The organism is Nitrobacter sp., assembly GCF_047149785.1.
In the GTDB taxonomy this organism is placed as follows: domain Bacteria; phylum Pseudomonadota; class Alphaproteobacteria; order Rhizobiales; family Xanthobacteraceae; genus Nitrobacter.
The window spans coordinates 1956811-1977240 of the sequence record NZ_BAAGBE010000001.1 but is presented as its reverse complement, the minus strand read 5'-3'; the positions used below and the strand labels follow the sequence as shown (position 1 = coordinate 1977240).

14 protein-coding genes and 2 pseudogenes are annotated in these 20430 nt (G+C 65.3%); 13 read left to right on the top strand and 3 right to left on the bottom strand.

Going from position 1 to position 20430, the window contains the following annotated elements; genetic code table 11:
* Positions 1-54 precede the first annotated feature (54 nt).
* The 12 genes and pseudogenes from murD to ACMDCM_RS09025 all read left to right on the top strand — a co-directional run.
* Positions 55-1455, top strand: a complete 1401-nt coding sequence (gene murD / locus ACMDCM_RS09080) for a UDP-N-acetylmuramoyl-L-alanine--D-glutamate ligase (RefSeq protein ID WP_412773261.1) — start codon at positions 55-57, stop codon at positions 1453-1455.
* A 189-nt stretch (positions 1456-1644) separates the two neighbouring features.
* Positions 1645-2796 carry a putative lipid II flippase FtsW gene (gene ftsW / locus ACMDCM_RS09075; protein WP_412773260.1) on the top strand — a complete coding sequence of 384 codons (1152 nt, stop codon included), beginning with the start codon at positions 1645-1647 and terminating at the stop codon, positions 2794-2796.
* 236 nt (positions 2797-3032) lie between these two features.
* Positions 3033-4145, top strand: coding sequence for an undecaprenyldiphospho-muramoylpentapeptide beta-N-acetylglucosaminyltransferase (murG, locus tag ACMDCM_RS09070; protein WP_412773259.1), 1113 nt, complete (start codon positions 3033-3035; stop codon positions 4143-4145).
* Between the two features lie 194 nt (positions 4146-4339).
* Positions 4340-5743 (top strand): UDP-N-acetylmuramate--L-alanine ligase, encoded by a 1404-nt coding sequence (gene murC, locus ACMDCM_RS09065; protein ID WP_412773258.1) that lies wholly within the window; start codon positions 4340-4342, stop codon positions 5741-5743.
* Positions 5744-5912: 169 nt separating this feature from the next.
* On the top strand, positions 5913-6830 hold the full coding sequence (gene murB, locus ACMDCM_RS09060) for a UDP-N-acetylmuramate dehydrogenase (RefSeq protein WP_412773257.1): 918 nt from the start codon (positions 5913-5915) through the stop codon (positions 6828-6830).
* Between the two features lie 4 nt (positions 6831-6834).
* Entirely contained in the window at positions 6835-7824 is a 990-nt protein-coding gene (locus tag ACMDCM_RS09055; RefSeq protein ID WP_412773256.1) for a D-alanine--D-alanine ligase family protein, read from the top strand.
* Positions 7825-8192: 368 nt separating this feature from the next.
* Positions 8193-9215, top strand: a complete 1023-nt coding sequence (locus ACMDCM_RS09050; RefSeq protein ID WP_412773255.1) for a cell division protein FtsQ/DivIB — start codon at positions 8193-8195, stop codon at positions 9213-9215.
* Positions 9212-10534: a cell division protein FtsA gene (gene ftsA, locus ACMDCM_RS09045; RefSeq protein WP_412773254.1), complete on the top strand. Its 1323-nt coding sequence runs from the start codon at positions 9212-9214 to the stop codon at positions 10532-10534. Before ACMDCM_RS09050 ends, ftsA begins: the two co-directional genes overlap by 4 nt.
* A 91-nt stretch (positions 10535-10625) precedes the next feature.
* Positions 10626-12446, top strand: coding sequence for a cell division protein FtsZ (gene ftsZ, locus ACMDCM_RS09040; protein WP_412773253.1), 1821 nt, complete (start codon positions 10626-10628; stop codon positions 12444-12446).
* 338 nt (positions 12447-12784) lie between these two features.
* Positions 12785-13741 carry a UDP-3-O-acyl-N-acetylglucosamine deacetylase gene (gene lpxC / locus ACMDCM_RS09035; protein WP_412773252.1) on the top strand — a complete coding sequence of 319 codons (957 nt, stop codon included), beginning with the start codon at positions 12785-12787 and terminating at the stop codon, positions 13739-13741.
* 422 nt (positions 13742-14163) lie between these two features.
* Positions 14164-15063, top strand: coding sequence for an outer membrane protein assembly factor BamD (locus tag ACMDCM_RS09030; RefSeq protein ID WP_412774711.1), 900 nt, complete (start codon positions 14164-14166; stop codon positions 15061-15063).
* Between the two features lie 197 nt (positions 15064-15260).
* Positions 15261-16151: pseudogene (locus ACMDCM_RS09025) on the top strand (AAA family ATPase); the annotation flags it as partial.
* Here the strand turns inward: ACMDCM_RS09025 and ACMDCM_RS09020 are convergent.
* From ACMDCM_RS09020 to galE, 3 genes and pseudogenes are all read right to left on the bottom strand, one after another.
* Positions 16126-16293 (bottom strand): annotated as a pseudogene (locus ACMDCM_RS09020) (fumarylacetoacetate hydrolase family protein); the annotation flags it as partial. The pseudogenes ACMDCM_RS09025 and ACMDCM_RS09020 overlap by 26 nt on opposite strands.
* 69 nt (positions 16294-16362) lie before the next feature.
* Positions 16363-18168: an ABC transporter ATP-binding protein gene (locus ACMDCM_RS09015; protein ID WP_412773250.1), complete on the bottom strand. Its 1806-nt coding sequence runs from the start codon at positions 18166-18168 to the stop codon at positions 16363-16365.
* A 121-nt stretch (positions 18169-18289) separates the two neighbouring features.
* Positions 18290-19300 carry a UDP-glucose 4-epimerase GalE gene (gene galE, locus ACMDCM_RS09010; RefSeq protein ID WP_412773249.1) on the bottom strand — a complete coding sequence of 337 codons (1011 nt, stop codon included), beginning with the start codon at positions 19298-19300 and terminating at the stop codon, positions 18290-18292.
* A gap of 185 nt (positions 19301-19485) precedes the next feature.
* On the opposite strand from galE, the gene waaC reads away from it, so the two are divergent.
* The gene (waaC, locus tag ACMDCM_RS09005) at positions 19486-20430 is read left to right on the top strand and encodes a lipopolysaccharide heptosyltransferase I (RefSeq protein WP_412774710.1); all 945 of its coding nucleotides are present in this window, start codon (positions 19486-19488) and stop codon (positions 20428-20430) included.

Sequence of the window (20430 nt, the reverse complement as noted above, 5' to 3'; positions counted from 1 at the left end):
GGATGGCCGGAACAAGCCCGGCCATGACGGCCACAACCTCGCCGGTTTATCCACATGATCCCCGTCACCTCTTTCGCCGGCAAGATGGTTGCGGTGTTCGGCCTCGGCGGCTCCGGCCTTGCGAGTTGTCACGCGCTGAAGGCGGGCGGGGCGGAAGTCATCGCAAGCGACGACAGCGCCGATAATCTCGCGAAGGCTGCGCAGGCCGGCTTCATCACCGCGGACTTGCGCACGGTGTCGTGGACCAATTTCGCCGCGCTGGTGCTGGCGCCAGGCGTGCCGCTGACGCATCCGGCGCCGCATTGGAGCGTGCTGTCGGCGCGAGAGGCCGGCGTCGAGGTGATCGGCGACATCGAACTGTTCTGCCGTGAGCGGCGGCGTCATGTGCCCGACGCGCCGTTCGTCGCCATCACTGGCACCAACGGCAAGTCCACCACCACGGCGCTGGTCGCGCATCTGATGCGCGAAGCCGGTCACGATGTGCAGATGGGCGGCAACATCGGCACCGCGATCCTGTCGCTGGAGCCGCCGCGCAGGGGTCGCGTGCATGTCATCGAGATGTCGTCGTACCAGATCGATCTGACGCCTTCGCTCGATCCGACCGTCGGCATCCTGCTCAATGTCAGTCCCGATCATCTCGACCGCCACGGCACCATCGAGCATTACGCGGAGGTGAAGGAGCGGTTGGTCGCCAGCGTGCCGCCGCAGGGAACGGCCGTCATCGGCGTCGACGATATCTGGTGCCGGGCGGCGGCGGATCGCATCGAGCAGGCCGGCGGGCGCGTGGTGCGGGTTTCGGTGAAGCGGCCGCTCGCGGACGGCATCGGCGTCGATCATGACAGGATCGTCCGCGCCCGCGGCGGAGCGCGGACCGAAATCGCCGATATTGGCGGCATCGGTTCGCTGCGCGGGCGGCACAACGCGCAGAACGCTGCCTGCGCCTCGGCGGCGGCACTGGCGCTCGGCGTGCGCAACGACCTCCTGCAAAAGGGCTTGCGCAGCTTTCCCGGGCTGGCGCACCGCATGGAGCAGGTCGGACGCAAAGCCAACGTGCTGTTCGTCAACGACTCCAAGGGCACCAACGCCGACGCCACCGAGAAGGCATTGTCGTCCTTCGCCGACATTTTCTGGATCGCCGGCGGCAAGCCGAAGAGCGGCGGCATCGCCTCGCTCGCCGAATCGTTCCCGCGCATCAGGAAAGCCTATTTGATCGGGGAGGCGGCGACGGAATTCGCTGCGACGCTGGAGGGCAAAGTGCAGTACGAGATCAGCGGGTCGCTGGAAGCGGCGGTGCCGATCGCCGCGCACGACGCGGAGGCGTCGGGCCTTGCCGACGCCGTGGTGCTGTTGTCGCCGGCCTGTGCGTCGTTCGATCAGTTCCGCAATTTCGAAGTCCGGGGCGACCGCTTCCGCGAACTGGTGCGCGCGCTGCCGGGCGTGAAGCCGGTGGGGTGATTGTATGTCGCCAACGAAGATTGATCTGTCTCCGTCGCCATCCGGGACTGTCGAAAGCTGCGACATACTGGATGCCCGCCTTCGCGGGCATGACAGATGAGCAACTCCCGCAAACTTGTCCTGTTTCCTTAACCTCCCGGTAATCACGATCGGGGACCAATGGCGTGATCTCCGCCCGCAGGACCCGTCATGATTTCACGCGAACAACGCACGCCGCTCTCGGAATGGTGGTGGACCGTGGACCGGTGGCTGCTGGCGGCCATGATCCTTTTGATGCTCACCGGCGTCGTGCTGTCGCTGGCGGCGAGTCCGTCGGTCGCGACCCGTATCGGGCTCGATCCGTTTCACTTCTTCCATCGTCACGTGCTGTTTCTGCTGCCGTCGATCATCGTGATGGTAGGCGTGTCGTTCCTGACGCCGCGTCAGATCCGCCGCTCGGCGCTGATCGTTTTCGCGCTGAGCATCGTGCTGATCGTGGCGACGCTGTGGTTCGGCCCGGAGGTCAAGGGCGCGAAACGCTGGATCACGATCCTCGGCGTCAACATCCAGGCCTCGGAATCCGCAAAACCGGCCTTTGTCGTGCTGGCGGCGTGGCTGTTCTCGGAATCCGCGCGCAAGCCCGAGGTGCCGGCGACGTCGATGGCGCTGACGCTGCTGCTGGGAATGGTGACGCTGCTCGTGATGGAGCCGGACTTCGGCCAGACCATGCTGATCCTGATGGTGTGGGGCGCGCTGTTCTTTATCGCAGGGATGCGCATCGTCTGGGTGTTTGGTCTTGCGGGCATGGCGTTCGCCGGATTGTTCGCCGCCTACATGCTGGTGCCCCATGTCGCCGCCCGCATCCAGCGCTTCATGGATCCGGCCTCGGGCGACACCTTCCAGGTCGATACCGCGATGGAGGCTTTTACGAACGGCGGCTGGTTCGGGCTCGGTCCGGGCGAGGGCATCGCCAAGCGAAGCCTGCCGGACAGTCACACCGACTTCGTGTTCGCGGTGGGAGCCGAGGAGTTCGGCATCATCATGTGCCTCGCGCTGCTGGCGCTGTTCACATTCATCGTCATGCGCGCGCTGTCACGCGCCTATGCATCGGAGGATCTGTTCTCGCGCTTCGCGGCGTCCGGGCTCGCGATCATGTTCGGCGTGCAGGCGGCCATCAACATGGCGGTCAACCTGCACCTGATCCCTGCCAAGGGCATGACGCTGCCGTTCATTTCCTATGGCGGCTCGTCGATGGTCTCGCTCGCCTACGGCGTCGGTATCATGCTGGCGCTGACGCGGCAGCGGCCGCGCACGGAAATGGAATCGATCGGCGAGGCCACCGCGGCCGCGAATTTTGCGTGACTTCAGCTTCTGATAGCAACACCGTCATGGCCGGGCTTGTCCCGGCCATCCACGTCTTTGATGTGCCTGGAGCGTTTTCAAGCGAAGTGGATACCGGTTCGCGTAAAGAAAACGCGTCAAATCAAAATCATAGAGCCCGCTTCTGATTCCATCAGAAGCGGAAAGGCTCTAAGGACGTGGATGCCGGGCATAAAGCCGGGCATGACGGAGAGGGTTTTTCCGGGATAGCGTTATCCATGACCACCACGCCTCTCATCCTGCTCGCCGCCGGGGGCACCGGCGGACACCTGTTTCCGGCGGAAGCGCTCGGCGTCGAACTGATGAAGCGCGGCCTGCGGGTGCGGCTGGTGACTGACTCGCGCGCGCTGCGCTACAGCGGGTTGTTCTCGACGGACATGACCGACGTGGTGCCGAGCGAGACCGTGCGCGGCCGTTCGCCGTTGGCGCTGGCGCGCACCGGCCTGACGCTCGCGACCGGCACCGTCGTTGCGCTCAGACTGATGCGGCGATTGAAGCCGGCCGCCGTGATCGGATTCGGCGGCTATCCGACCTTGCCGCCGCTGATCGCCGCAAGGCTCGCCGGCATCCCGACCGTGATCCACGACGCCAACGCGGTGATGGGCCGCGCCAACCGCTTCCTGTCGCGCCGCGTCAGCGCCATCGCCACCTCGCTCCCCGGCGTGCTCTACAAGGAGCCCTCGCTGATCGGCAAGACCACGACGACCGGCACGCCGATGCGGCCTGCGGTTCTCGCGGCCGCCGCCGTGCCCTTCGCCGCGCCCGGTCCGGACGATCCCCTGCGCGTTCTCGTCGTCGGCGGCAGTCAGGGCGCGCGCGTCATGAGCGACATCGTGCCGGGCGCGATCGAAAAGCTTGCAGCGCCGCTCCGGCGGCGGCTGGTCCTGACCCAGCAGGTGCGCGACGAGGACATGGCGCGGGTGCGTGCGGTCTATGATCGACTCGGGGTCGCCGCGGAGCTTGCGCCGTTCTTTGCCGACCTGCCTGCGCGGCTGGCTGCGAGTCATGTGATCGTCTCCCGCTCCGGCGCGGGCACGGTGGCCGAGCTTGGCGCCATCGGCCGTCCCTCTATTCTTGTGCCGCTGCCCGGCGCGATCGATCAGGATCAGTTTGCCAATGCCGGCGTGCTGGCGGATGCCGGCGGCGCGATCCGTATGGTGCAGGCGGACTTTACGCCGGAGCGCCTCGCGGCCGAATTGTCTGCGCTGGCCGGCGATCCGGCGCGGCTCGCGGCCATGGCGGCGGCGGCGCGTACCGTGGGCCGCCTCGACGCGGCCGAGCGGTTGGCCGATCTGGTGATGAAGGTGGCGCGACTCGATTCGCCGGCATGACGACTTGACATTTGCCGTCATGGCCGGACTTGTGGAATCGTGTCGGATATATCCGACTCGATGCTTTAAAAATTGACGGTACTCGGTATACCGAGCGCCTGTGCATCCACGTCTTGCATGAATCGTCTGGAAGAAGACGTGGATGCCCGGCATGAAGCCGGGCATGACGAACTCTGGCGGGAAGACGGGACCTCATGAGACTGCCGCGCGAAATCGGCCCCATCCACTTCGTCGGCATCGGCGGCATCGGCATGAGCGGCATCGCCGAAGTGCTGTGCAATCTTGGTTATACCGTGCAGGGGTCGGATGCTTCCGAAGGCGCTAATGTCAGCCGCCTGCGCGAGAAGGGTATCCATGTCACGGTCGGCCATAAAGCCGAGAACGTGAACGGCGCGGACGTGCTTGTCGTGTCCACCGCGATCAAGCGCGACAACCCCGAATTGATGACGGCGCGCGCGCAGCGCATTCCGGTGGTGCGCCGCGCCGAAATGCTCGCCGAACTGATGCGGCTGAAAAGCTGCGTCGCCATTGCCGGCACCCACGGCAAGACCACGACCACGTCGATGGTCGCGGCGCTGCTCGACGCCGGCGATTTCGATCCCACCGTCATCAACGGCGGCATCATCAACGCCTATGGCACCAATGCGCGGCTGGGGGCGGGCGAGTGGATGGTGGTGGAGGCCGACGAGAGCGACGGCACGTTCCTGAAATTGCCGACCGACGTCGCCGTCGTCACCAATGTCGATCCCGAGCATCTCGACCATTTCAAGACCTTCGACGCCGTGCAGGACGCGTTCCGCTCGTTCGTGGAGAACGTGCCGTTCTACGGCTTCGCGGTGATGTGCATCGATCATGCCGTCGTGCAGAGCATGGTCGGCAAGATCGAGGACCGCCGCATCATCACCTACGGCGAGAACCCGCAGGCCGACGCGCGGCTGGTCGACCTTGCGCCGAACGGCGGCGGCTCGCATTTCAAGGTGGTGTTCCGCAACCGCAAGACCGACGCCGCCCACGAGATTTCCGATCTGGTGTTGCCGATGCCCGGCCGCCACAACGCGCTCAACGCCACGGCAGCGATCGCGGTGGCGCACGAACTCGGCATTCCCGACGCGACCATCCGCGGCGCCATCGCAGGGTTCGGCGGCGTCAAGCGGCGCTTCACCAAGACCGGCGAGTGGAACGGCGTCACGATCATCGACGATTACGGCCATCATCCGGTCGAGATCGCCGCGGTGCTGAAAGCGGCGCGCGATTCGACCTCGGGCAGGGTCATCGCAGTGGTGCAGCCGCATCGCTACACCCGCCTGCAATCGTTGTTCGAGGAGTTCTGCACCTGCTTCAACGATGCCGATACCGTCATCGTCGCCGAGGTCTATCCGGCGGGCGAAGCGCCGATCGCTGGAATCGATCGCGATCACTTCGTGCTCGGCCTGCGTGCCCACGGTCACCGCCAGGTGGTGCCGTTGCAGGAGTCGGCGGCGCTGCCGGGCGTTGTCGCGGGTCTAGCGAAGCCCGGCGATTACGTGGTGTGCCTCGGGGCCGGCAACATCACCCAATGGGCCTACGCGCTGCCGGGCGAGTTGAAGGCGCTGGAATGAAAAGCGGTGAGCTTGCAGAGTGGCACGGCCTGCTCTCTCTCCCGCTTGCGGGGGAGAGGTGGAGTGGGGGCTTCTTTCAAACGGATAGCTTGCGAGAAGGCGCCCCCACCCTGACCCTCCCCCGCAAGCGGGAGAGGGGACGGTCTGCCATTGTCGCGATGTCGTGCGCATGACCTTCCCCGACATCACGACAAAACTGAAATCGCAGATGCCGGAACTGCGCGGGCGGATGCTGGCGAACGAGTCCTTGGCGCCGCTGACATGGTTTCGCGTCGGCGGTCCGGCGCAGGTCTTGTTCACGCCGGCGGACGAAAACGACCTCGCCTATTTCCTGCGGCATCTGCCGGAGGAGATTCCGGTCTACTGCATCGGCGTCGGCTCCAACCTGATCGTGCGCGACCGTGGCCTGCCGGGCGTGGTGATCCGCCTGTCGGCGCGCGGCTTCGGGGAGATCACGACCGACGGCGAGACGTTGCGCGCCGGCGCCGCCGCGCTCGACAAGCGCGTCGCGGAAGCGGCGGCGGTGGCGAACATCGCGGGCCTCGAATTCTATTTCGGTATTCCCGGCACCATTGGCGGCGCGCTGCGCATGAACGCCGGCGCCAACGGCAGCGAGACCAGGGATGTTCTCATCGAGGCGCGCGCCGTCGGCCGCCGCGGCGACAAGATGACCTTCGATAATGCCGGCATGAAGTTCGAATACCGCAACAGCGCGGTCTATCCGTCGGTGATCTTCACCAGTGCGGTCTTTCGCGGCCGCAAGGCCGCGCCGGAAGCGATCCGCGCGCGCATGGACGATGTGCAGAGCCATCGCGAGACCGTGCAGCCGATCCGCGACAAGACCGGCGGCTCGACCTTCAAGAATCCGCCGGGGCAGAGCGCGTGGAAGCTGATCGACGCCGCCGGGATGCGCGGCCATCGCGTCGGTGGCGCGCAGGTCTCGGAGATGCACTGCAATTTCCTCATCAATACCGGCGATGCGACGGCACGCGATATCGAAACGCTGGGCGAGGCCGTGCGCGAGCGGGTGAAAAAACATGCGGGCGTCAATCTGCAATGGGAAATCAAGCGGATCGGATTGGAGTAGGTCGATGCGCGTCACCATTCTCTTCGGCGGCAGCAACAAGGAGCGTCTCGTTTCGGTGGCGAGCGCGCAGGCGCTGCACCGTGCTTTGCCGGACGCGGACTTGTGGTTCTGGGATGTGCGTGACGAGGTGACCGAGGTGCGTTCGGAGGCATTGCTCGGTCACGCGCGGCCGTTTGAAGACGAGTTCATTGCTGGTGGTTCCGGCGAGCCGCTTGAACGGGCGCTCGACAGAGCAAAGGCCGAAAAGCGTGTGCTGGTGCTCGGGCTTCATGGCGGCCGCGCGGAGAACGGCGAGTTGCAGGCGATGTGCGAACTGCGCGGCATTCCCTTTACGGGCTCCGGATCGGCCGCCTCGCACCTCGCGTTCGACAAGGTCGCCGCCAAGCGGTTCGCGGCGCTGGCGGGCGTCGCCGCGCCTGTTGGCGTGCCGCTGGCGGACATCGACCGCGCGCTGGCCGAGCATGGCCGGCTGATTGCAAAACCCGCGCGCGATGGATCGAGCTACGGGCTGATTTTCGTCAACGCGACGCAGGATCTCCTTGGCGTCCGCGAGGCGGCGAAGACCGAGGATTATGTCATCGAGCCGTTTGTGTCCGGCGTCGAGGCGACCTGCGGGGTGCTGGAGCGCGCCGACGGCACGGTCATCGCGCTTCCACCGGTGGAGATCGTGCCGGCCGAGGGGGCGTTCGATTATGCCGCGAAGTATCTGGCGAAAACGACGCAGGAGATCTGCCCCGGACGGTTCTCGCCGGCCATTGCCGCACGGATCATGGACGATGCGCTGCGGGCGCATCGCGCGCTGTCCTGTCGCGGCTATTCGCGGACCGACTTCATCGTGACGGGCGAGGGACCGGTCTATCTCGAAACCAACACCCTGCCGGGCCTGACCGCGGCCTCGCTCTTCCCCAAGGCGCTCAAGGCGCAGGGGATCGGGTTCGCGGATTTTCTGCGCGATCAGATCGTGCTTGCCGAACGGGCGGTCTGCACCGGTTGAGGGCGGTCGCACCGGAGGAGGTGACCGGCGGAGCTATGCGGGTTATGGGGGTCGGCTTGAGTCCAAAAAGCCGCAAGGCGTTCTTTTATCGTACCAAAACGCCGCGTGCCCACAGCAGCTTTACCTTTTGTTTACCAGTAAGCCCGAAGGTTAACGCTGGCGGCTCATGTAACGACTTGGCTGCCGGGGCGCGAGCTGTTGCGGGTTTTCCGCTTCGACGGTCGCATCGAGGGGGAGAGTGGACCTGCGGCGAGGTCGGCCCCCGTCCGGCATTGCCAGGTGGTTGCGCGTGTTTCCGATTCGAGTTTTCCGCCTCAGGCGCCGAAAGTTTGCGAGCGGCGGGGCAAAACGTGTGACGAGCTTGCGCAATGAATGGTGGAGGACGTCTCGATCGGTCGTTGAGGCCGCCGGGCTCCGGGTCTGATCTGCTGAGCGCGTCGGACCTGCTGAAGCAGGCCGACCTGATCAGGCTGGCCGCCAGCGGCGCGAGCATTTTACTGCGCGAGCAGATCGCGAAGCTGAAGCGCGCCCGGGCGGAGCGCCTCGACGCGCGCGCCAGAAATCCCAACCGCGCGATCGCGTTTCTGGAGCGCTACGTTCCGCGCCGGCTCGGCGCGGCCCTGACCGTAACCGTCCTTGGCGTCAGCGTGGCGCTCGGCGTCATTACGGGCGGACACGTCGATGCGGCGATCGGCGCTTTAAGCGACACGCGCAATGCGCTCGCCAATGCCGTAGGCTTCCGCATCACCTCAGTTACCGTCAACGGTCGCAAGCAGTTGACGCAGGATGAAGTATTGGCCGTCGGTGGCGTCAACGGCCGTTCCTCGCTTCTGTTCCTCGACGCCGCCGGCGTGCGCGACAACCTGAAGCGCGATCCCTGGATCGCGGACGCGACCGTGTTGAAGCTTTATCCGGGCGCGCTGCAGATCAATATCACCGAGCGCCGCCCCTTCGCGCTGTGGCAGGAGAACGGCAAGCTCTCGGTGATCGCGGATGACGGTGTCGTGCTCGAGCCCTACGTCAACCGGCGCTTTGCCTCGCTGCCGCTTGTGGTCGGCAAGGGGGCGGAAACCCGCGCCAGGGATTTTCTCGCTTTGGTCGCGAAATACCCGGTGGTGAACGACCAGCTCAAGGCGGCGATCTTCGTTGGCGAGCGGCGCTGGAATCTGCGCCTCAAGGACGGCCTTGACATCCGGCTTCCGGAAACCGACGTCGGCCGCGCGCTGGCTGCGCTCGTGAAATACGACAGGGACGACAAGCTGCTGTCGCGCGACATCACCGCCATCGACATGCGGCTGCCCGACCGCCTGACCGTGCGGCTTTCGGAAGAGGCCGCGAAGGCGCGCGAAGAGCAATTCAAGAAGTCCAACAAAAAGGCCGGCAGCGCATGACCGACCTTGACCGTAATCAGACCCCCAAGACGCGGCCGATGCAGCCCAATCGCAGCGCGCTGGTGGCGTCGCTGGACATCGGCACCAGCAAGATCGCCTGCATGATCGCGCGGTTGAAGCCGAGCGCGCCCAACGACGCTCTGCGCGGACGAACCCACGCGGTCGAACTGATCGGCTACAGCCAGATCCAGTCGCGCGGCATGAAGGCCGGCGCGGTGGCCGATCTCGCCCAGTGCGAACAGGCGGTGCGCCACGCCGTATCGCTCGCCGAGCAGATGGCGAAGGTTCGGGTCGAATCGGTATTGCTGCCGATATCGGCCGGGCGGTTGCAGGGACAATTGATCGAGGCGGCGTCCCGCATTCAGGGCGGCGCGGTCACGCCGTCGGACGTCAGCCGCGTCACCTCGACGGGGATGCACCACGCCACCGCCCCCGGGCGCACCGTGCTCCATGCGCTGCCGGTCGGCTATTCGCTCGACGGCGTGAAAGGCATTCGCGATCCCCGCGGGATGGTGGCGCGCAGGTTTGGCGTCGACATGAACGTGGTCACCTCGGAGGCGACGGTTGCGAAAAACCTGATGCTGGCGGTCGAGCGCTGTCACCTCACCGTCGAAGCCATGGCGGCCGGCCCCTATGTGGCCGGCCTGTCGGTTCTCACCGACGACGAGACCGATCTCGGCGCTGCGGTGGTGGAGATGGGAGCTGGAACCACCACGATCGCGGTCTATTCCGCCGGCCGCTTCGTGCATGCCAGCGGCTTCGCCATCGGGGGCCATCACGTCACGATGGATCTCGCCCGCGGACTGGGCGCGTGCATTGCGGATGCCGAGCGAATCAAGACGTTATATGGCACGGTGCTGACGGGTGGTTCGGACGTGCGCGAACTGATGACGGTTCCGGCAGCCGGAGACAGCGACAGCGACGCGCCTCAGGTCGTGTCGCGCGCGACAATCGCCAATATCGTCCGCCAGCGTGTCGAGGAGATTTTTGAGATGGTCAGGGACCGGCTCGCGGATTCCCCCTTTGCAGCCGAACCGCGCGCGCGGGTCGTGCTGAGTGGCGGCGCATCGCAGCTCACGGGCGTTCCCGAACTGGCCAGGCGCATCCTCGGCCGCCCGGTCCGCATCGGCCGTCCGCTCGGGTTCGGCCGGCTGCCCAACGAGGCCAAGAGCGCATCGTTCGCGGTTCCCACCGGGTTGCTGGTGTATCCGCAATACGCACATCTCGAACATGTCGAACCGCGACATACGCGGCAGCTCCGGACGGGGACGGACGGTTATTTCGGAAAGGTCGGACGATGGCTCCGGGAGGGCTTCTGATGAGTTTTCCGCCGATTTGCAGATTTTCATCAACTCCCGCGGTCGGCGACCGCTGGCCCAGCGACACCGCGCGCTTAATCGAGAGGCACCCATGACCATCAATCTCAACGTTCCCGATATTCATGAGCTGAAGCCGCGGATCACCGTATTCGGGGTCGGCGGCGCTGGCGGCAACGCGGTCAACAACATGATCACCGCAGGACTTCAGGGTGTCGATTTCGTGGTGGCCAACACCGACGCGCAGGCGCTGACCATGTCGAAGGCGCAGCGCATCATCCAGATGGGCACGCAGGTCACCCAGGGTCTCGGCGCGGGTTCGCAGCCGGATGTCGGCGCGGCGGCGGCGCAGGAGGTCATCGACGAGATCCGCGATCATCTCTCCGGCGCGAACATGGTGTTCGTCACCGCCGGTATGGGCGGCGGCACCGGAACCGGTGCGGCGCCGGTGATCGCCAAGGCCGCGCGCGAGATGGGAATTCTGACGGTCGGCGTCGTCACCAAGCCCTTCCACTTCGAGGGCCAGCGCCGGATGCGCACCGCCGATTCGGGAATCGGCGAACTGCACAAGGTGGTCGATACGCTGCTGATCATCCCGAACCAGAATCTGTTCCGGGTTGCGAACGAGAAGACCACCTTCGCCGACGCCTTCGCGATGGCCGACCAGGTGCTCTATTCGGGCGTCGCCTGCATCACCGACCTGATGGTGAAGGAAGGGCTGATCAATCTCGACTTCGCCGACGTCCGCGCGGTGATGCGCGAGATGGGCAAGGCGATGATGGGCACCGGAGAAGCTTCGGGCGAGAAGCGCGCGCTCACCGCCGCCGAAGCCGCGATCGCCAACCCGCTGATCGACGACTCCTCCATGAAGGGCGCGCGCGGCCTTCTGATCTCGATCACCGGCGGCAAGGACCTGACGCTGTTCGAGGTCGACGAGGCCGCCACCCGCATCCGCGAGGAGGTCGATCAGGACGCCAACATCATCGTCGGCGCGACCTTCGACGAGAGCCTTGACGGCATCATCCGCGTCTCGGTGGTTGCCACCGGCATCGACCAGAGCACGATTGCCCGGACCGCCGCCGCTACCCCGGCCGCGAAGCCGATTTCTCCCACCCCGCCCACGACGGCCGCGACCGACACCCGTATCGCCGATCTGAGCGCGAAGCTGCGTGAGGACCAGAAGCGCCAGGCCGCTCTGGCTGCCGCCCAGGCGCAGAAGGCCGCCGAGCAGCCGCGTCCGGCCGTTCAGGCCGCTCCGGCGGCTCAGCCCGCCACGGCCGGCGTTAATGTCGAGCGTGCGGCTCTGGAGGCGATTGCCGCGGCCGTCGCCGAGCCGCCGCAGCCGGCCGCTCCGGCTCCCGTTCAGCCGGCGTCCTACGGCGACGTCACCGTCCGGCCGATCGCGCAGAAGCCGACGCTGTTTCCCGATCACGATCCCGCGCCGCACGAGAGCCACGAACCGCCGCCGCCGGAGAATTTCATTCCGCAGCCGGCCGAGCGCGCCCCGGTGCGCGCGCCGCGGATGCCAAGGATCGAGGAACTGCCGATGCCCGCGCAGAACGAGATCCGTCAGGCGAGGGGCGAGACCGAGGGGGACCATCCGCAGAAGAGCCGGCTGTCGCTGTTGCAACGCCTCGCCAACGTCAGTCTCGGCCGCCGCGACCAGGACACCGAGCCGCCGATCGCGGCCCGGGCCTCCGGACCGGCCATGGCGCCGATGCCGCCCTTGCCGGAGCGCCGGCCGCAGCGCAGCGTAGCCGAACAGATGGCCGCCAACGAGCCGGTATCGGAATATGCCCGGCGTCCGGCGCCGCAAGGGTTGGACTCCCATGGCCGACCGGCTCCCGTGGCACCGCCGCCGCAGGGCGACGACCACCTGGATATCCCCGCTTTTCTGCGGCGGCAGGCCAATTGAGAGCTGTAACAATCGAACTTCGGGGGCTTCGGCCGACCAGCGCGCCGAAGCCTCTGTTTTGCTTAATCGGATATTTCAGCCTTTCTCGATAGGCGTTTGAAGATTAACGAAAAATTATCAACCTCATGTTTCACTTTAAGGTCGCGCCGGTGGCAGCAAATTTGGTCAGCCGGCGGCGTGATTGCGGCGGAGATGGGGTAACAATTGGTAAAGAAGCGTGAGTTGGCGCGCTTTGGGGCAACCGGTATGTTTTAGTTGTGACTTGGGGAATCACGAAGCGATTCGTCGCTCTCAAGCGAGGAATTCGGCATTCGAGATGAGTCACTTGGGCACGGGTTATGAAATTCAGTCGCCAGACGACGCTGCGTTCGCAAGCCACTGTGACGGGTGTTGGCGTTCATTCCGGATCAAAGGTCAGTCTGACCCTCGGACCTGCGTCGATCGACGCAGGTTTTGTTTTTGTCCGGACCAGCGCCGACGGAAATGACCGGCGGCTGCCAGCCGTTGCAAAATCGGTGACGTCCACCGAATTCGCCACGGTACTGGGGGACCAGCAGGGTCCGCTGGTCTCCACCGCCGAACACGTTCTTGCTGCGCTGCGAGGTCTCGGTGTCGACAACGCCACCATCGAGATCGACGGACCTGAAGTGCCGATCATGGACGGCAGCGCGGCCGCGTTCGTCGCGGCGATTGATCAGGCCGGCATTGTCGAGCAGTCCGCGGCGCGGCGTTTTATTCAGGTATTGAAACCGGTGCGGGTGAAGAAAGGCGACGCCTTCGGCGAGCTGCGTCCGAACCGGCGCGGCTTCCGGGTTGAAGTCGAGATCGATTTCGCCAATCCGGTGATCGGCCATCAGGATTATGCGCTCGACCTCAACCCCGAAAGCTTTCGGCGCGAAGTCAGCCGCGCCCGCACCTTCGGCTGCATGAACGATGTCGCGAAGCTTTGGAGCGCGGGCTTCGCGCGCGGCGCGTCTTTTGAAAACTCCATGGTGTTCGACGACGAACGCCTGTTGAACGCCGACGGCCTGCGCTACGCCGACGAGTGTGCGCGACATAAGGTTCTCGACGTGATCGGCGATCTTGCGCTCGCAGGATTGCCGCTGATGGGCGACTATCGCTCGCTGCGCGGCGGGCACAAGCTCAACCATGCCGTGCTCACGGCGCTGATGGCCGATCGGACCGCATGGCGGGTGATTGAGGGCCAGCCGGTGTCGCGTCCGCGCAGTCAGGGCGAGGCGGTCGGCGGCATGGTGGGTGGCATGGTTGCGGCCTACGGTCCCAACGTGTCGTGACCGGCGGGACACAGCGTTCTGCCCTCCATGTGTCGTCGCGCGCGTCTCACTTCTGTTTTGTCGCTCTGCGAGTTGCTTGAGTTGTCATCCCGCAGGTCCGGAGCGTTGTGCGGCCGGCGTTTTGCCTTAATCCGGGCGAAATAGCTGCGTACCCGATTGGTGAGGGTGGATTGCTTTAAGATGGAATCGGCAGCCGTCATGCCCGGCTTTGTGCCGGGCATCCACGTCTTTGGAATTTCAGCCAGGCAAGACGCGGATAGCAGGGACGAGCCCGGCCATGACAGAACATGGTGTTTCCATCAAAACGCAAACCGCTCTGAAGCATGATCCCGAAAATTGGGAACCGGTTTACCGCCTGTTCAGGGCGGTTCCCGGGTCACCGTATCACACACGTCAGGTTTTCATTGATGGTGGCTAAGCGTATGGCGCTCGGACGGGTCGCGTTGACGGATCGCACCGTTTTCCTTGATCGGCTCGGCCGGAAACTGCGGCTCGTCGTCGGTCTCGCGGTTCTGGGGACGACCCTGAGCGGCTGCGGCACGGGTGCGCTGTGGGACAAGTTCATGGCGAAGGACGAACAGACCTTCAGCGATGAACCGGCGGACAAGCTCTACAACGAGGGCCTGTTCCTGATGAACAACCAACACGACCTCAAGGCGGCCACGAAGAAGTTCGACGAGGTTGACCGCGAGCACCCGTATTCGGAATGGGCGCGGAAGTCGCTCCTGATGTCGGCCTATGCTTCATATCAAGCCGGCGATTACGACACCTGCATCGGCTCCGCGTCGCGTTATGTTACGCTGCATCCTGGCAGTCCCGACGCCGCTTATGCGCAATACCTGATAGCGGTCTCGAACTACGACCAGATTCCGGATATCTCGCGCGATCAGGCCCGGACCGAAAAGGCGATGAACTCGCTCGAAGAGGTCATCCGCAAATATCCGACGTCCGAATACGCCGGCGAAGCCAAGAAGAAGCTCGAGGGCGCGCGCGATCAACTCGCCGGCAAGGAAATGGCGATCGGTCGCTACTACATGGAGAGGCGCGACTACACCGGTGCCATCAATCGCTTCAAGACCGTCGTGACCCGTTATCAGACCACGCGGCACGTCGAGGAGGCGTTGGCGCGGCTGACCGAGGCCTATATGGCGATCGGCATCGTCGGCGAGGCGCAGACCGCCGCCGCCGTGCTCGGCCACAACTTTCCCGACAGCCGCTGGTATAAGGACGCCTACAACCTCGTGAAGTCGGGCGGGGTCGAGCCGAACGAGAATCGGGGCTCGTGGATCAGCAAGGCGTTCAAGAAGATGGGGCTTGGTTAGAGCGGGATGAGGAAAGGTGTGTAGCGGTTTTTCCGCCCGCATCCGCTTCTCAAAATATTGGAATCGATCATGATGATTTTGAATCGATTCGATCCAAGATCATCGTGATCTAGTGTCCTGGTCCGAACTTCGCTAGACTCAACGCCACGCGTCTTTGCAAACCCGTCAGCGACACCCATGGCAGGAACCGGCCTTCGATGCTTGCGCGCCTTTCGATCCGCGACATCGTCCTGATCGAGCGGCTCGATATCGAGTTCGCCTCCGGCCTTGCGGTGCTGACCGGCGAAACCGGCGCGGGAAAGTCCATTCTGCTCGATGCCTTCGCGCTGGCGCTCGGCGGTCGCGGCGATGCCGGGCTGGTCCGCCACGGCGCGGAGCAGGGGCAGGTCACCGCGACCTTCGATATTCCGAAAAATCACCCGGCCGCCGCGATCCTCGCCGCCAACGGCATCGATGGTTTGGTGTCCGAAGATTCGGGCGAGATGATCCTGCGCCGGGTCCAGCTCGCCGACGGCCGCACCCGCGCCTTCATCAACGATCAGGCGATCAGCGTGCAGACCCTGAAAGCGGTGGGCGCGGCGCTGGTGGAAATTCACGGCCAGCACGACGAACGGGCCCTGGTCGATGCCTCCTCTCATCGGCGGCTGCTCGATGCCTTTGCCGGGCTGGAGACCGATGCCGCCGCTCTGGAGGCGCTGTGGGAGGCCCGTCGCGCCGCCCGCGCAGCACTTGATGATCACCGCGCCGGCGTGGAGCGCGCGGCGCGTGAGGCTGATTATCTGCGCCATGCATCCGACGAGTTAAGGCAACTCGCGCCGCTGGACGGCGAGGAAACCGCGCTGGCCGAGCGCCGCGCCGCCATGATGGCCGGCGAAAAGATCGCGGCCGACCTGCGCGAGGCGCAGGATGCCGTCAGCGGCAATCGTTCGCCGGTGAGCGTGCTGGCGGCGGCGGTGCGGCGGCTGGAACGCCGGGCCGCGAGTTCGCCGAGCCTGGTCGAGCCGGCGGTCAGGTCCATCGATGCGGCGATCAACGCGCTGGAGGAGGCCGACCAGCATCTCGCGGCGGCGCTCGCTGCCGCCGATTTCGGTCGTTACCCATTTCGCGGACGTGATCGAGATAGTTGCGGCCGACGCACCAGATGCGGCGGACCGGAAAAAATCCGCCTTCGCCCGCGACGGCGATGGCTGGTTGCGGCGGCTGTGGAATCACGAACGGTGATGCGCTCATGCGGCTCTCCGCGTTGGTTCGCAGGCCATGCGCCGGGATCGCCCGCTGCAAACGACGAGTGGGTATAGCTTATGCCGAAGCGCTTAGGGGAGCCAGTGCCGCCGGCGCGTCGCGATGCTGCAGTCGAAAAAACGACGCATAGCGTCCGCCGCGCCGCAGCAGCTCGTCGTGGCGGCCGCGCTCGACGATCTCGCCGCCTTCGACCACGAGGATCGCGTCGGCATGCATGATGGTGTGCAGGCGGTGCGCGATCACGATCGTGGTGCGATTCCGGCAGAGCCGCTCGATCGCTTCCTGCACCTGCTTTTCGGATTCGGAATCGAGCGCGGCGGTGGCCTCGTCCAGCAGGATGATCGGCGCGTCCTTGATCAGCGCGCGCGCCACGGCGATCCGCTGGCGCTGCCCGCCGGAGAGTTGCGTGCCGTGCTCGCCCACCGGCGTGTCATAGCCGAGCGGAAAGCTCGTGATGAAGTCGTGAGCGCAGGCGGCTTTCGCCGCAGTGATGATCTCGTCCTCGGTGGCGCCGGGGCGGCCGAACGCGATGTTCTCGCGGATGGTGGCGCGGAACAGGTACACGTCCTGTCCGACGTAGGCGGTTTGCTGGCGCAGCGATGTTCGCGACACGGCGGAGATGGCCTGATCGTCGATCAGGATCGCGCCATCGCTTACCTCGTACAACCGCAGCAGCAGCGCCAGCACGGTGGATTTGCCGCCGCCGGACGGGCCGACCAGAGCCGTTATCCTGCCGGGCTCGGCGACGAAACTCATGCGGTTGAGGACGGGCTCGTCCGCGCGATAGGCGAAGCTGACGTCGCGTAGTTCGACGCGGGCGTCCGTCAGTTTCAGCGCCGGCTTGTCGCTGTCGTCGGGCTCGCTGGCGGGGCTGTCGACGATTTCCAGCAGTTTGCGCGCGCCGATCAGGCTGCTGTTGAGTTCGATGTTGAGGCGTGCCAGCCGCTTGGCCGGCTCATAGGCCAGCAGGAAGGCGGTGAGGAACGAAAAGAACTGGCCGGGCGTCGCGCCCATGGCGACGACGCGATAGCCGCCGTACATCAGCCCGCCCGCGATGGCGAAACCGCCGAGCGTTTCCATCAGCGGACTGGCGCGGTTGGAGACCCGCGCCATCTTGTTGTTGGTCTGCTCGACGGCTGCGATGCTGGCGTCGATCCGTTCGCTCATTGTCCGTTCGAGCGTGAACGCCTTCACGGTGCGGATGCCCTGCAACGACTCCTGCATCGTTTCCATGATATCTGCGGTGCCGTGGAACTGGCTGTGCGCCAGTCCCTTGATGCGCTTCACCAGCTTGCGCAGCACGATCATCGCCGGCGGCGCGACCAGCGCGCCAAGCAGCGACATGTACGGATCCTGCATCACCATCACGGCGACGAGCCCGATCAGCGACAGGAGATCGCGCCCCACGGCGTTGATCAGCAGGCTGAGCACCTGCGTCACCGATGTCGCGCCGGCCGTGAGCCGCGCGAGAAATTCCGATGAATGTCGTTGCGAGAAAAAGCCGATGCTCTCGCTCATCAGCTTGGCGAACAGGCGGCGCTGGTTATTGGCGAGAATGGCATTGCTGATCTGGGACAGGATCACGGAATGACCGTAGGTCGCCGCACCCTTGACGATGAAGATGACGAGCACCACGGAGGACAGCATGAAAATGCCGCCCACATTGCGGTCCACATAGGCCTGATTGATGACTTCGCCGAGCAGATAGGCGGAACCCGCCGTCGTTGCCGCCGAGACGGCCATCAGCGCGAATGCGACGAGGTAGCGCCGCCAATAGGCCATGCCCTGTTCGGTGATCAGGCGACGGATCAGGATCGCCGCGCCGTAGGGATCGTCGGTGATTTTCTTCGGAAGCTCGGTCATCGCGTTCCATTGACGCCGGGAGTGGGCTGTCGCCCGCGCGCCAGGGTTGTTGCGAAAGCGTCCGACTCAATGCCCGCAATAGCGGTCTTTTTCAAGCCAAAACCGGGTTTCGTCCGCATTGTCAGGCCGACGCCGCGAGCGCCTCCGAGACGTGCCGCTGCGCCAGCTTTTTCTCCCACGCCAGCGCGTGCGCGGCGATGGTCGCGAGGTCGTCGTATTGCGGCGTCCAGTCGAGCACCGCGCGAATCCGGCCGGTATCGGCGATCATGGTCATGATGTCGCCGGGACGGCGATCGGCATAGTGAACCGCGAAATTGCGGCCGCAGACCCGCCGCACCGCCTCGATGGTTTCCAGCACGGAGTAGCCGCGTCCGTATCCGCAGTTCAGCGTCGTCGAACGCCCGCCGCTCCGCAGGTACGTCAGCGCGGCGCGATGCGCCTGCGCCAGATCGCTGACATGGATGAAGTCGCGGATGCAGCTTCCGTCCGGCGTCGGGTAGTCGGTGCCGAACACGTCGATCTTGGCGCGCTGGCCGGTCGCGGCTTCGACCGCGATTTTCAACAGGTGCGTCGCGCCCTCGGTCGAGAGACCGATCCGCGCCAGCGGATCTGCGCCCGCGACGTTGAAGTAGCGCAGCACCACGTAGCTCATGCCGTGTGCGGTCGCGACGTCGTGCAGCATGATCTCAGTCATGAGTTTCGACGATCCGTAAGGCGAGAGCGGCCGGGTCGGCGCGTCTTCCCGAACCGGCATCCGCTCGGGGTTGCCGTAAACGGCGGCGGTGGACGAAAAGATGAAGCGGTTGACGCCGCATTTGACGGCGGCGTTGAGCAGGCTGCGTGTGGTCATCGTGTTGTTGCGGTAGTAGGCGAGCGGATCGCGCATCGATTCCGGCACCACCACCGAACCCGCGAAATGAACGATGCTTTCGACGCCGTGCTGGGCGATCACGTTCTCGACCAGCGTCTCGTCTCCCGCGTCGCCGATGAACAGCGGTACGCCGTCCGGCAGCGCGGAGGAAAATCCCGTGGACAGGTTGTCGATCACGGCGACGTTTTCCCCGGCCTCGGCCAGCGCGAGAACCATATGACTGCCGATATAGCCGGCGCCACCGGTAACGAGCACGGTCATATCTGCTCCTCTGTGCGAAGGCTCGCGGGCTCGCCCGCGTTTGCCGTTATCTCGCATGAAACGGTAGAGTTGCCGTATAGCATCGCCGCCGATCGGCCGATTTTTGGCCTTCGCGACCGGGAATCGACATTATGGTTGCCAAACTGTAACGAGAGCCGAATGTTCCTGAGCGGCCCAGCATGTCGATGACCGACATTCTCATCATCAAGACCTCTTCGCTCGGGGACGTGGTGCATCAGATGCCCGCGATCGTCGATGCCTCGCGCGCGTGTCCGGACCTGCGGATCACGTGGCTGGTGGAAGAGACGTTCGCGCCGCTGGTGCGTCTGCACCCGTCGGTTGCCGATGTCGTGGTTGTGGCGACGCGGCGCTGGCGCTCGGAACTCGCCGCTGGCGCGACATGGCGCGAGATCGGCCGGTTCCGCGCGCTTCTGCGCGCGCGGGCGTTCGACAAGGTGATCGATACCCAGGGCCTGATCCGCTCCGCGATCATGACGCGCCTCGCGCGCGGCGAGCGCCACGGCTACGATGGCCGCAGCATCCGCGAACCTTTCGCCGTGCGATTCTACGATATCAGACACGCGGTGAATCGCGATCTGCACGCCGTGACGCGCAACCGGATGCTGACCGGTCTCTCGCTCGGATATCGGCCGCCGGAGGAGGTGGACTACGGTTTGATCCGTCCCCCGCGGACGGATAGCCAGCGCTACGCCGTGCTGCTTCATGGCACCTCGCGATCCGCGAAAGAGTGGCGCGCCGAGGACTGGATCGAAACCGGCTGCTGGCTCCAGGCGAAGGGATTGCAGATCGTGCTGCCGTGGGGCACCGATGCCGAACGACTGCTGTCGGAACGGCTGTCGCGGGACATCGCGGGCAGTCGCATTCTGCCGCGCCAAAGTCTCGACCTGACCGCGCAGGTGATCGGCAATGCGGCGCTGGTGATGGGCGTCGATACCGGATTGATGCATCTCGCCGCGGCCTATCGCGTGCCGCTCGTGGGCATCTATGTCAGCACCGATCCTGGCCTGACGGGACCTGTCGGCAGCGGCCGTATGGCGGTGCTCGGCGGCAAGAACGGCCCACCGGCGGCGCGACAGGCGATCGAGGCGGCGGAGCGATTGCTGGGATAG